This is a genomic window from Agromyces luteolus (assembly GCF_009729855.1).
Taxonomy (GTDB): domain Bacteria; phylum Actinomycetota; class Actinomycetes; order Actinomycetales; family Microbacteriaceae; genus Agromyces; species Agromyces luteolus.
In genome coordinates, this window is sequence record NZ_WODA01000026.1 from 105,461 (window position 1) to 118,204 (window position 12,744).

General features: G+C 73.2%; 12 protein-coding genes. 6 read left to right on the forward strand and 6 right to left on the reverse strand.

The genetic code is table 11. The annotated features are described in order from the left end of the window. Positions 1-2: 2 nt before the first annotated feature. Entirely contained in the window at positions 3-440 is a 438-nt protein-coding gene (locus GLX25_RS18080; protein ID WP_155844029.1) for a YdeI/OmpD-associated family protein, read from the reverse strand. Between the two features lie 102 nt (positions 441-542). On the opposite strand from GLX25_RS18080, the gene GLX25_RS18085 reads away from it, so the two are divergent. Continuing rightward, positions 543-824: a glutaredoxin family protein gene (locus tag GLX25_RS18085; protein WP_155844030.1), complete on the forward strand. Its 282-nt coding sequence runs from the start codon at positions 543-545 to the stop codon at positions 822-824. Between the two features lie 2 nt (positions 825-826). Here GLX25_RS18085 and GLX25_RS18090 read toward each other — a convergent pair whose 3' ends face one another. Further along, entirely contained in the window at positions 827-1,828 is a 1,002-nt protein-coding gene (locus tag GLX25_RS18090) for an LLM class F420-dependent oxidoreductase (RefSeq protein WP_155844031.1), read from the reverse strand. Positions 1,829-1,903: 75 nt separating this feature from the next. Here GLX25_RS18090 and GLX25_RS18095 point away from each other — a divergent pair, with 75 nt between their 5' ends. Then, the gene (locus GLX25_RS18095; protein ID WP_155844032.1) at positions 1,904-2,428 is read left to right on the forward strand and encodes a hypothetical protein; all 525 of its coding nucleotides are present in this window, start codon (positions 1,904-1,906) and stop codon (positions 2,426-2,428) included. Positions 2,429-2,449: 21 nt separating this feature from the next. On the opposite strand, the gene GLX25_RS18100 is transcribed toward GLX25_RS18095, so the two are convergent. After that, complete coding sequence (locus GLX25_RS18100; protein ID WP_155844033.1) at positions 2,450-3,634, reverse strand: hypothetical protein; 1,185 nt, start codon at positions 3,632-3,634, stop codon at positions 2,450-2,452. A gap of 153 nt (positions 3,635-3,787) precedes the next feature. Next, on the reverse strand, positions 3,788-5,266 hold the full coding sequence (locus GLX25_RS18105; protein ID WP_271192540.1) for an FAD-binding oxidoreductase: 1,479 nt from the start codon (positions 5,264-5,266) through the stop codon (positions 3,788-3,790). Positions 5,267-5,507: 241 nt separating this feature from the next. Here GLX25_RS18105 and GLX25_RS18110 point away from each other — a divergent pair, with 241 nt between their 5' ends. From GLX25_RS18110 to GLX25_RS18125, 4 genes are all read left to right on the forward strand, one after another. Further along, positions 5,508-6,557 (forward strand): LLM class flavin-dependent oxidoreductase, encoded by a 1,050-nt coding sequence (locus GLX25_RS18110; RefSeq protein WP_155844034.1) that lies wholly within the window; start codon positions 5,508-5,510, stop codon positions 6,555-6,557. Positions 6,558-6,696: 139 nt separating this feature from the next. Next, positions 6,697-7,374 carry a DUF4956 domain-containing protein gene (locus GLX25_RS18115; protein ID WP_155844035.1) on the forward strand — a complete coding sequence of 226 codons (678 nt, stop codon included), beginning with the start codon at positions 6,697-6,699 and terminating at the stop codon, positions 7,372-7,374. Then, positions 7,371-8,216: a polyphosphate polymerase domain-containing protein gene (locus GLX25_RS18120; RefSeq protein WP_155844036.1), complete on the forward strand. Its 846-nt coding sequence runs from the start codon at positions 7,371-7,373 to the stop codon at positions 8,214-8,216. The genes GLX25_RS18115 and GLX25_RS18120 overlap by 4 nt, the downstream gene beginning before the upstream one ends. Positions 8,217-8,293: 77 nt before the next feature. Next, complete coding sequence (locus GLX25_RS18125) at positions 8,294-10,090, forward strand: carbohydrate-binding domain-containing protein (protein WP_155844037.1); 1,797 nt, start codon at positions 8,294-8,296, stop codon at positions 10,088-10,090. A gap of 199 nt (positions 10,091-10,289) precedes the next feature. Here GLX25_RS18125 and GLX25_RS18130 read toward each other — a convergent pair whose 3' ends face one another. Together GLX25_RS18130 and GLX25_RS18135 are read right to left on the reverse strand one after the other, a co-directional pair. After that, positions 10,290-12,026, reverse strand: a complete 1,737-nt coding sequence (locus GLX25_RS18130) for a glycoside hydrolase family 13 protein (protein WP_155844038.1) — start codon at positions 12,024-12,026, stop codon at positions 10,290-10,292. A 137-nt stretch (positions 12,027-12,163) separates the two neighbouring features. Next, positions 12,164-12,580 carry a transferase gene (locus GLX25_RS18135; protein ID WP_166549001.1) on the reverse strand — a complete coding sequence of 139 codons (417 nt, stop codon included), beginning with the start codon at positions 12,578-12,580 and terminating at the stop codon, positions 12,164-12,166. Positions 12,581-12,744: the final 164 nt, after the last annotated feature.

Consider the following 12,744-nt stretch of genomic DNA (forward strand, 5'->3'; position numbering starts at 1 on the left):
ACTCACCCGCCCGCGAGCTGCTCGACGGCCTTCGCGATGCGGCGCGCACGGGTCTCGGGCGCCTTGGCCTCCATGATCGCGTTCACGTGCGCCTTCCGATGGCTCGGCGCCAGGCGGTCGAACGCCTCCCGCGCGCCCGGCGTCGCGTCGAGCGCCGCCGCGAAGTCCTCGGGCGGCTCGACCGTGCGCGGCGCGGTGTCGAGTTCGAGTTCGACCGAGATCGGATCGCCGCCCGAGAGCCCGGTCGCGGCCCGCTTGTCCGAGCTGAACGGGATCAGGTGGCGACCGCCCATCACGGCGAGCGTGCTGCGGTACTCGTAGCCGTTGACCGTCACGACGACGGGTGCCCGCCGGCCGCCGCCGAGCGCCTCGACCACCTCGGCCGGCACCTCGATGCCCGTGTTGCGGCCGGTCTGCGACAGCGTGGTCTCGAACTGCATGCTCCCGAGCCTCGCACTCGGAGGCCGGACGCGGAACCCCTGCCCGAGGCATCCGCGCCCTCGCTGGGAATACCGCACAGGATACCCGCGTAGGTTATTCGCATGACCTCCCCCACCACCGACCTGAACCCCGCCCGCGTCACGATGTACGGCGCCGAGTGGTGCGGCGACTGCCGCCGCTCCAAGGCGCTGCTCGACCGCCGCGGCGTCGACTACGAGTACGTCGACCTCATGGTCGTCGCCGACGGCGCCGACCGCGCGAAGGCGATCTCGGGCCGCACCAACATCCCCGTCGTCGTGTTCCCCGACGGCACGCACTTCACCGAGCCCACCGACGCCGAGCTCGGCGCGAAGCTCGACGCCGTCGCCGCCCCCGCCGCCTGAGCTCAGGCGAGCGCGGGCATGACCTCGCGCTCGTAGAGCTCCAGGCCCGAGCGGTCGTACGCCGCCTCCGGGAAGTAGTGGATGGCGTAGCCGAGGCCACGCGAGCGCATGTCGAGGAGCTTCGCGACGACCTGCTCGGGCGTGCCGACCGCGATCGCCGCGTCGGACCGGAACTCGTGGATGAACTTCGCCGCCGCCTTCGGGCCGGCCGAGCCCGCCATGCGCGCCTCGATCGCCGCGAGGCGGCGCTCGACGTCGGCCTCGGTCTCGCCGATCACGGTGTTGAAGTTCGCGCTGCGGACGATCGAGCCGAAGTCGCGGCCGAGTCGCTCGGCGTGACCGCGCAGCACCTCGCTCTTGTGGCTGAACTCCTCGGGGCTGCCGTAGAAGTTCGTGTACGCGGCGTACTTCGCCGCGATCTTCAGCGTCACCTTCTCGCCGCCTCCGGCGACCCACATCGGGATCCCGCCGTCCTGCAGCGGCTGCGGCTGCACGATCGCGTCGTCGACCGTGTAGAACTCCCCGTCGAGCGTGGCCCGGCCCGTGGTCCACGCCTGGTGCATGATCTCGACGCCCTCGCGCAGCATGCGGAGCCGCTCGGGCGCGTGCGGGAACCCGTACCCGTACGCGCGCCACTCGTGCTCGTACCATCCGGCGCCGATGCCCATCTCGACGCGGCCGCCAGAGACGACGTCGACGGTGGCCGCGACCTTCGCCAGGTACGCCGGGTTCCGGTAGGCCATGCAGGTGCACATCTGGCCCAGCCGGACGCGCGAGGTCGACGCCGCGTACGCGGCCATGAGCGACCACGCCTCGTGGGTGGCCTCCGTCTCGCTCGGCACGGGGACGGTGTGGAAGTGGTCGTACACCCAGATCGACTCCCACGGCGAGCCCTCGCGGTCGGCGAACGCGGCCAGCCCGTGCATGGTCGACCAGTGGTCGGCCGGCTCGATGCCGACGAGGTCGTGACGCCAGCCCTGGGGAACGAAGAATCCGAATCGCATCGGGCCAGCCTACGGTCGCGATCTCAGCGCCAGCACTGATGTCGGCGGGCCTTGACATCCGTACCGTCGGCGAACATGGCCCACACGATCGACCACGCGCACGTCCTCGTCGACGAGCTCTCCGCCGTCGCGGTCACGAGCGGCGGGATCCGCGTCATCCACCTCTCGGGCGTCGCGACCTGCCCCAGCGAGCTGTGGCAGGTCGACATCGTCGCGGCCGGGCGTCCGCCCTTCATCGGCACGCCGGCCGGACGCCTCACCATCGGCCTGCGGTCGGCCCCGCCGCGACGGCGCGGCCGCTTCCGTGCCGTCCGCGTCCCCTTCGAGGCGATCATCGAGGACGAGCGCACGCACGAGGTCGAGGTGCACCTGGAGTGCCAGCCGGCCGTCGTGCTCCCGGTCCTCGAGGCCGACGACTCGTTCGGGGCCGGTGCCCGGGCGACCGCACGCCGTCGCGCGGGCGCAGTGGGTCGTGCGATGCCCGTGGGCGCGCACGCGATGGCGGATGCCGCGGCGCAGGCGTCCGGCGCCCTGCGCGAGCGGTTCGCGGGGTTCGCGGCGTTCGCGGGGTTCGCGCCGGCGCTCGCGGTCGCCGTCTGACGACCGGGACCGGACTCCGGGTCACGCGAGGGCGAACCGCAGCTCCGCCATCGCGGGCCCCGACCACACGGCGGTCTCGAGGTCGTCGCCGCGCACCGTGACGACCTTCCCGCCGCGCGCGATGACGAGCATCGCGAGCTGGGGCAGGAGGTCCCCGGCGTGCCGGCCGTCGGACAGCGTCTCGCCGTTGCCGTGGTCGGTCGCGAACTCGATCGCGCCCGACTCGTGGTCGAGCGTCCCGTTCACCGACGTGGTGAAGTCGAACCAGAGCCGCTCGACGGCGCCGTCGGCCGCGAGTCGGCCGATCGCGGCGAGGTCGCGCTCGACGCGGCCGGCGCTGCCGTCCGCGAGGCCCGTCAGTGCCGTCTTCGCCTCGTTCACGTTGAGCTGCGCGAGCTGCTGGCGCAGCTGCGCGTCGATCTCGGCCGCGCCGAGCCGGTCGGCACCGCCCTGCACGCCGACCACCCGTCGGCCGTTGTGGGCGCGATCGAGGAACGAGCTGAGCAGCGGCTCGGCCGCGAACACGAACAGCGGCACCCTGGCCTCGGGATCGTGCTCCTGCAGTTCGTGCCAGACGGCGTCGGCGACGCGCTTGGCGTAGATGTCGTGGATCTCCGGGCGACGGTCGTCCTCGTTCATCCCGCGATCGCCGTGGCCGCCGCGGCGGCGCTGCCCGACGTCGCCGGGCACGCGGTTGGCGGCGTCGTCGAGGTTGCGGGGCAGGCTGGGATCGAGCGGCATCTGCTCGGCCCTGGCGGTCGGGAGCGCGTGCCAGAGCGCCCACTCGTTCGAGGAGAGGGTGACCGCGAAGGCCTCCTGGTCCTGGCTTGGCGCCCGGAGCAACTGCCCGAGCACGAAGTGCGCGCCCACGTGGACGGCGTCGTCGAGGCGGTTCGGCAGGACGTAGACGTCCGTGAATCCGGGCGCGACGAAGATCGCGAGCGAACGGGAGAGCCCCGCCCAGAGCGTGCGGTCGGCGAGCACGGCGTCGCGCTCGGACTTGAGCGCGTCGACCTCGCCCGCCTCGGACCCGTCGATGCGGATCCGGTCGATGGCCTCGTCGAACGCGCTCTTCACGGCCACCTCGGCGCGCTCGCGCTCGCTGACCACGGGTGACGTGGCCGCGTAGATCGTGATCGCGGGGTGGTGCTCGCCCGCCAGCGTCGAGAAATCGGTCGTGGTGGGCAGTTCGTGGTGAACGGTCATACGTCCCTCCCCCAGGTCCGGCGACATCGTCGTCGCGTGTCCTTCAGCCTAGGAACCTCGACGCGGAAGCGACAGCCCCATTCGTCCACCACACGGGACGGCGCGTCGAACGGGCCCCGCGCGATCGCGGGGCCCGTTCGATGCGTGACCGGGTCAGCGGCCGACGGGGTGGTTCGAGCGGATGACCCCCGTGGGGTCCACCGCGTGCTTGATCGCGCGCAGCCGCGCGAGCCGACCCTCGTCGCCGAAGAACCGCGAACCCGTCGTCCGGCGCTCGACGAAGTTCAGGTACTCGACGGGAGCGCGCCACGGCTCGATGCGCGAGAGCAGTCGCCCGAGTGAGGCGACGACGGCCTCGATCGTCTCGGGCGCGGCGATCCCGACGCCGTAGACGAGGTACTCGGCCTCGAGACCGCCGACGGCCCCGGGGATCGGCAGGCCGCGATCGGCGGCCACCTCGAGCGCGGCCGACGGCGCGAACGCCCCGCCGAGGTGGCGGATCTCGGCCGACAGCAGCATGGTGTCGGCGTCCGGGCCGACGGCGGCGGCGAACGCGCGGACCGCGTCGGCGGGCAGGTCGGCGAGCATCATGCCGTCGCCGTGCCCCGGGGTCGGGCCGGGCGGGTCCATGTGCAGCTGCAACAGCTCGGCGGGCGCCTGCGGGTGCACGGAATCCATCGCGGGACCCAGCGCCCGCAGCGGGGCGAGCAGCGCGTCGGCGCGATCGGGCGACTCCTGGATGACGGCCTCGACGAGCACGAACGACTGCCCGGAGAGGAAGGGCGGCAGCTCGGGCATGGGCGGGAAGCGCAGCACGCGACCGACCGACGTGACCGTGTCGGGCACCGAGCGCGTCCACTCGGCCCACGCCTGCAGCACCTCCTCGGTGCGCTCGATCGGGAAGAACAGCGAGCCCGCGACGACCTGCTCGATCTCGAACAGACCGAACTCGAGCGCCGTCACGACGCCGAAGTCGCCGCCGCCGCCGCGAACGGCCCAGAACAGCTCGGCATCATGCTGCGCGTCGACCCGGCGGAACTCGCCGTCGGCGGTCACGAGCTCGACGGCCGTCACGTGGTTGGCCGCGAGGCCGTGCGCGCGTCCCAGGAAGGAGACGCCGCCGCCGAGCGTGTAGCCGACCACGCCCACGTCGTGGCTGGAGCCGGCGAGCGCGGCGAGGCCGTGCGGCGCGGTCGCGGCGACGACGTCGCCCCAGAGCACGCCGGGCTCGACGCGCGCGATGCGCTGGGTGGGCCGGACCTCGACCGCGCGCAGCTCGTGCGTGCGGAGGAGGATCGCGTCCGCGAGCCCATGGCCCTCGGCGAGCGGCGCGGCGTTGTGGCCGGTGGCCTGCGGCGCGACGGCGAGCCCGAGCTCGCGTGCGGCGCGGACGGTGCGGGCGACGTCGGCGACGGATGCCGCGACGACGACCGCGGCGGGACGCTGGTCGACGGCGAGGTTCCAGGCGAGGCGGTCGGCGTCGTAGCCGGCTTCGCCCGGCAGCGAGAGGCGGCCGTCGAGGCGCTCGGCGAGCAGCGCGAACGACTCGCGGAGCGACATGGCGGGGGCGGTGGTGGTGTCGGTGGCCGCCGCGGTCTCGGCCGCGACGGTCTGGGAGGCAAGCGGGTTCACTGGTGGTCCTTTCACGGGGTGATGGTCGCGGGCCGGGCGGCGGCCGTCCAGGCCAGGTCCGACGGCCGCCCGGATCACCGGGGGCGCTCACGACACGAGTTCCATCCAATGGGGCGGGAGGCCCTCGAGGATCAGGAGGATCCCGCCGATCCGCTCAGGGTTATCCCGCGCATCCGCCGACGTCTCGGCCTGCGCCCACCCGCCCGGAATACCGCGCCCGCGGGCCCGGTTGCAGTGGGGGATGCCTCTCTCCCCACGTCTCTCGGTGCTCGACCTCGTCCCCGTGCGGAGCGGGCAGTCCTCGTCGGAGGCCCTCGCGGCATCCGTCGCCCTCGCGCAGGCCGCCGACCGGCTCGGCTTCACCCGATACTGGTTCGCCGAGCACCACAACATGCCGTCGGTGGCCTCGACGACGCCTCCGGTCCTCATCGCGGCGACGGCCGCGCGCACGGAGCGCATCCGCGTCGGCTCGGGCGGCGTCATGCTGCCGAACCACGCGCCGCTCGTCGTCGCCGAGCAGTTCGCGGCGCTCGAGGCGCTCGCGCCGGGTCGCATCGACCTCGGCATCGGACGCGCGCCGGGCAGCGACCCCGTGATCACCCAGCTCCTCCGCGTGAGCGGGCCGACCGCCGACGTCGACCGGTTCCCCGACCACGTCGCCGACATCCTGAGCCTGCTCTCGCCCGACGGTGCGACGCTGCGCCTGACGAGCGGCCGCGAGTACCCGATCCAGGCGACGCCCGCCGCGACGGACGTCCCCGAGCTGTGGCTGCTCGGCAGCTCCGACTACTCGGCGCGGCTCGCGGCCGAGCTCGGCCTGCCGTACGTGTTCGCCAACCACTTCTCGGGCGAGGGCCTCGAGCAGGCGCTCGACCTCTACCGCACCGGGTACCGGCCGAGCGAGCGGCACCCGGCGCCGCAGACGATCCTCACGCTGAACGCGGTCGTCGCCGACACCGTCGACGAGGCCGAGGCCCGCGCGCTCCCGCAGCTCCGGGCGATGGCGCGCCTGCGTCTGAACCGCCCGATGCGCCCGCTCGAGACCGTCGAGGAGGCCGCCACTGCTGCGCGCGACTCCGACGCCGAGGACGTCGTCGCGCGCATGCGCACCCGTTGGGTGATCGGCGAAGCGGATGCCGCGGCATCCGCCGTTCGCGCCCTCGCCGAGCGGCACGGCATCGACGAGGTCATGGTCGCGCCGATCGCGGGCGCGCGTGCCGACGAGCCGCCGGATGCCGCTCCGGGCCGCGTGCGCACGCTCGAACTGCTCGCGGAGCGCCTCGCCGCGTAGCGGACTGCACCGGCACGCACGCGGCGCGGCGCGCTCAGGCGACCCGCACGACGCTCATAGGAACGTCATCGGATCGCCACAGGATCCACCTCGAGCCGTCCGGCTTCATGGGTACTCCCACACACGTTCGGAGCCCCCCATGGACCAGACCCTCCTCATCGTCGCCGACCTCGTCGCCGTCGCCCTGCTCACCTTCGCGCTCTACTTCCCGCGCCATCGGCGACGCGACCTCGTGGTCGCCTACCTCACGGTCAACGTGGGCGTGCTCGCGGTATCGCTCGTGCTCGGATCGAGCACGATCGGCGCCGGGCTCGGGCTGGGCCTGTTCGGCGTGCTGTCGATCATCCGGCTGCGGTCGAGCGAGATCGAGCAGCACGAGGTCGCGTACTACTTCGCGGCGCTCGCGATCGGTCTCCTCGGCGGCCTGGGGGCGAGCTTCGGCTGGCTGACGATCGGCCTCATGGTGCTCGTGCTCGCGGTGCTCGCCGTCGGCGACCACCCGGCGCTCTTCCGCCGGTCACGCCAGCAGGTTCTCGTGCTCGACCGGGCGTTCTCCGACGAGCGCGAGCTGCACGACCACCTCGGCACCCTGCTCGGCGCGCGGATCCGGTCGGCGCGCGTCGACGAGCTCGACCTCGTCGACGACACGACGACCGTGACGGTGCGCTTCGACGCACCGAGGTCGAACCGAGCGGATGTCGCGGCGCGGCGCCTCGCGCCGCCTGCCACGTCGAGCGGCGCCGGCGATCCGGTCGGGCTCGACGCCCCCACGGCCGGGTCCGGGCGCGCCGCGCAGTACGAGGGAGCGGGACGATGACCGCGCGGCACGCGGCATCCGGCACCCCGGCGGCGCTCGCGCTGCTCGATGCGGTCGAAGGCGTCGACCTCGCGGGCCTGAACGCCGAGGCCGAGCTGCAGACCCGCATCGACCGGAAGTACATGCTGCCGATCGAGGCCCTCCCCGGGATCCTCGGGCGCCTGCCCGACGGGGTCCGCGTGCTCGACCTCGACGGCACCCGGGCGAGCGCATACGAGTCGGTCTACTTCGACACCCCCGAGCTCACGAGCTTCCGCCTGGCGGCGCACGCACGCCGGCGTCGCTTCAAGATCCGCACGCGCTCCTACGTCGAGTCCGAGGCGAGCTTCCTCGAGGTGAAGACCCGCGGCGGCCGGGCGCTCACCGTCAAGGACCGCATCGCGGTCGACCCCGCATCCGCCGATGCGCTCACGGGCGAGGCCCGCGCGTACGCCGACCAGGTGCTCGCGGAAGCCGGCATCGGCGAACTCGGCCGGGCGAGCCTCGACCCCGTGCTCACGACCTCGTACCGACGCGCGACCCTCCTGCTCCCGGCCGAGACGGGGCGGCCCGCGAGCCGCGCCACGATCGACGTCGACCTCGCCTGGATCGACCGCGGCGTCGACGGCCGGTTCGGCCGCGTGCTCCGCACGCCCGGCTCCGCGATCGTCGAGACGAAGTCCGGCTCGCAGGCCGGCGCCGTCGACCGACTGCTCTGGTCGGCGGGTCACCGCCCGACGCGCGTCTCCAAGTACGCCACCGGACTCGCCGCGATCAGGCCCGACCTGCCCGCCAACCGCTGGACGCGCGTCATCGACCGCCACTTCCGCACCGCGGCCGCCACGACCGAGCCGCTCGGCTGAGCGACCCGCAGCCACGCGCCGCGCCCTGCCACTTCGAAACCCATCCCCGCACGACCGTCCCCACGAAAGGACCTGCCATGACCCTCTTCCGATTCCCCCGCACCCCCGCCGTCGACGGTCGCCGCACCACCCCGGCACGCCGGCCCTGGCTCGTCGCCGCGCGCGTCGCGCCGATCGTGCTCGCCGGCACCCTCGTGTTCGCGGGCTGCACCGCGACGACCGCCGCGAGCACGGACGACGGCTCGGCGAGCACCGACTCGACCGTGTCGCTCGCGGCCGCGGCATCCGTCGACCCCGGCGTCACCGCCGCCGAGGCCATGGCCGCCAACGAGGACCCGCCCGGTGAGGACGGCGACGACACGTGGGATGCGGCCGACGAGATCGCTATCACGCTCGACGGCGGCACCGCGACGGTCGACGACGCGTCGGGCGACGTGAGCGGAGTGAGCGTCGACGGCGACACGGTGACGATCACGGCCGCCGGCACCTACCGCCTGAGCGGCGAACTCGCCGGCCAGGTCGTCGTCGACACCGAGGACGAGGGGCTCGTGCGCCTCATCCTCGACGGCGTCGACATCTCGAGCGAGTCGACCGCCGCCCTCGCGATCACGAACGCCGACCGCGCGCAGGTCGTGCTCGCCGACGGCAGCGAGAACACGCTCGCCGACACGTCGAGCTACGCCGAGGACGCCGAGGTCAACGCCGCGCTGTTCAGTTCGGCCGACCTCGAGATCGCCGGCAGCGGTTCGCTGACCGTGCAGGGCAACGGCAACGACGGCATCGCCTCGAAGGACGGCCTGCTCGTCTCGGGCGGCGAGATCACGGTCGACGCGGTCGACGACGGCATCCGCGGCAAGGACGAGATGATGATCGAGGGCGGCACCGTCACGGTGACCGCCGGCGGCGACGGCCTGAAGGCCGACAATGCCGAGGAGGCCGACCGCGGCTGGATCGCGATCGCGGGCGGCTCCGTCACTGTCGACGCGGGCGGCGACGGCCTCGACGCGGCGACCGACGTCGTGATCTGGGGCGGCACGCTCGACGTGACCGCCGGCGGCGGGGCGGGCGGCACCGTCTCGGAGGACACGTCGACCAAGGGCGTCAAGGGCGCGGTCTCGGTGATCGTCGACGGCGGCGAGGTCACGGTCGACGCGGCCGACGACGCCGTCCACACCGACAACACGGCCCACCTCGCGAACGGCTCGATCACGGTCGCGACCGGCGACGACGGCGTGCACGCCGAGGTCGCGCTGACGGTGTCGGGCGGATCGCTCGACGTGACGACGTCGTACGAGGCCCTCGAGGCCGACGCCATCGCCATCGCCGGCGGCGACATCTCGGTCACCGCCTCCGACGACGGACTCAACGCCGGCAGCTCGCTCGAGATCTCGAGCGGCGCTCTCGTCGTCGACGCCGAGGGCGACGGACTCGACTCGAACGGCACCATCGCGATGTCGGGCGGCGACGTCGTCGTGAACGGTCCGACCGGCCAGGGCAACGGCGCGCTCGACGTCGACGGCGGCTTCGACATCACCGGGGGCACGCTCGTCGCGGGCGGATCGTCGGGCATGGCCGTGGCGCCCTCGGCGGATGCCGCGCAGGCGTCGGTGCTCGTCGCGTTCTCGCAGCAGGTGGCCGCAGGCACGGAGCTCCAGGTCGTCTCCTCCGACGGCACCGTCGTCGCGACCTACGCGGCCGCGAAGACCGTCGGCTCGCTCGCGGTGTCGACCGCCGACCTCGTGAACGGCGAGACCTACACGGTCACGGCGAACGGCCAGGCCGTCGGCTCGGCGGTCGCCGGCGAGCAGGTGGCGGGCATGGGCGGCCCCGGCGGCGGCATGGGTGGCGGCGGCGCCCCGGCCCCGCGCGGCTGACGCGGCTGCGGCGCCGCCAGTGCGAGCGCATGAGAATCCACCAGACAGCCCCACAGCAGGCGCCGTCCGCAGGTTTCTCATGCGCTCGTCTCTGCGGCCCCGGATCAGTGCATGAGAATCCGCCCGATGATGCCGTGACAGGCGCCGTTCGCAGGATTCTCATGCGCTTCGCTGACGCGCCCCGCGGCCGCGCGAGCGCTCAGGCGAGCGCGGTGACGCGCGCCTCCCACGGCGCCAGCGGCGCGTCGAACGCGCCGGGCGCGTCGGGCAGCGTGTTCGTGAGCACGGGCAGCGAATCCCGCCACCGATCCGCGACCTCCTGCGTGAAGACCGGATCGTGCTCGACCGAGGAGAGGTTCGCCACGACCAGCAGGCGGTCCTCGCCGAGCACGCGCTCGAACGCGAAGATCGCCGGGTGCCCGGCATCCACCCGCTCGAACGACCCGTGGGAGACCACGGGTCGTTCGCGTCGGAGCGAGACGAGCTGCCGGTGGTACTCGAAGACCGAGCCCGGGTCGCCGACCTGGGCGGCCGCATTGACGGTCGCGTGGTTCGGGTTCACCGCGAGCCACGGGACACCGGTCGTGAAGCCCGCATTCGGCGTGGGGTCCCACTGCATCGGTGTCCGGGCGTGGTCGCGGCTCATGAGGCTGAGCCCGTCGAGCGCGTCGGCGACGGCGGTGCCGCTCGCGACCGCCTCGGCGTACGCGTTCAGCGACTCGACGTCGCGGTACTCGTCGAGCGCGGAGAACGGCGCGTTCGTCATCCCGAGCTCCTGCCCCTGGTAGACGTAGGGCGTTCCACGCTGCAGGTGCAGCATCGTCGCGAGCGCGGTCGCCGACGAGTACCAGTGCGCCTCCGCGTCGCCGAAGCGGCTCACCGACCGCGGCTGGTCGTGGTTCTCGAGGTAGAGGCTGTTCCAGCCGCGATCCGCGAGCCCCTCCTGCCACTTCGCGAGGGACGCCGCGAGCTCGCCGGGTGCGAGGGGGCGCGGGTGGAACTTCGTCGCGCCGTGGTCGAGGCCGACGTGCTCGAACTGGAACACCATGTCGACCTCGCGCCGGTCGGGGTCGGTGAACAGGATGGCCTCGTCGATCGTCACGCCGGGCGTCTCGCCGACCGTGATGAGGCCGTCGCGCCCGTCGAACACCTCGCGGTGCATCTCCTGCATGAACTCGTGCAGCCGCGGCCCGTTCGTGTACGCGGCCCCGCCGTCGCCGTACCGACGGCCCGAGCGCACCGGGCCGTCGGGCAGGTGCGGATGCTTCGAGATGAGGTTGATCACGTCCATGCGGAAGCCGTCGGCGCCGCGGTCGAGCCACCACCGCATCATCTCGTACACCGCGTGCCGCACCTCGGGGTTCTCCCAGTTGAGGTCGGGCTGCTTCACGTCGAACAGGTGCAGGTAGTACTCGCCGGTCGCCTCGTCCCACTCCCAGGTCGGGCCCGAGAAGAACGACTCCCAGTTCGTCGGCTCGGCGCCGGGGTCGCCGCCGTGCGTGCCCGCTCGCGGCGGGCGCCACCAGTACCAGTCGCGCTTCGGGTTCTCGCGGCTCGACCGGGACTCGACGAACCACGGGTGCTCGTCGGACGTGTGGTTCACGACGAGGTCCATGACGAGGCGGATGCCGCGCTCGTGCATCGCCGCGACGAGCGCGTCGAAGTCCTCGAGCGTGCCGAAGGTCGGGTCGATGTCGCGGTAGTCGCTGATGTCGTACCCGTTGTCGGCCTGGGGCGAGCGGTGGATCGGCGACAGCCAGACCACGCCGACGCCGAGGCGCTCCAGGTGGTCGAGACGCTGCATGATGCCGCGGAGATCGCCGATCCCGTCGCCGTCGGAGTCCTGGAAGCTGCGCGGGTACACCTGGTACACCACGGCGGACTTCCACCAGTCCGGGGCGGTCGACGGATGCCTGGGCTCGCGTTCGTTCGCCATGCCCCGATCCTCGCAGCCCGAGCGCGCCGCGTCACCCGTCGCGCGTGCGAGTCGGGGTTCGCGCGGGTCCGTCGGGCCGGCCCGGACATGACGATGCCCCGGGCGTGCGCCCGGGGCATCCGTTGCTGCGGTTCGGCTCAGGCGGCGAGGCCCAGGCGGCGGAGGTCGTCTCCCGAGGCGCGGTGTTCCGCGCCCTCGGGGACGGTCGCCTCGCGCGGCACGCGCGCGCCGTTCTGCACTCGCGCGCCCGCGCCGACGGCCGCGTAGGGCCCGACGACGGCGAAGCGCCCGATGACGGCTCCACGGCCGACGCGCGCGTTCACGCCGACCGTCGCGTTCTCCGCGACGATCGCGTCCTGCTCCACCCAGGCGCCGTGCGACAGGGTCGCGCCCCGCTGCACCTCCGCGCCGGGATCGACGTATGCGGTCGGGTCGACGAACGCCGTCGCATCCACCTTCGCGGTCGTCGCCACGAGACCGCGACCGTTCACGTGCTTGCGGTAGCGGCGCAGGATGCCGGCATCGTCTTCGAACTCGACGTAGCTGATGCCCACTCGTCCTCCATTCCGTCCGGTCATAGGGGTGCCGGATACAGGTACAACACTCGGGCTGACCGGGGCATTCCCCAGCTTCGACAGCGACCCTATGGACCTCCGGGGAGGTGCCTGTCCGTTCCCTGCAGACGGCCGCGCCCGCGGCATCCGCCCTCGTCGGGGGA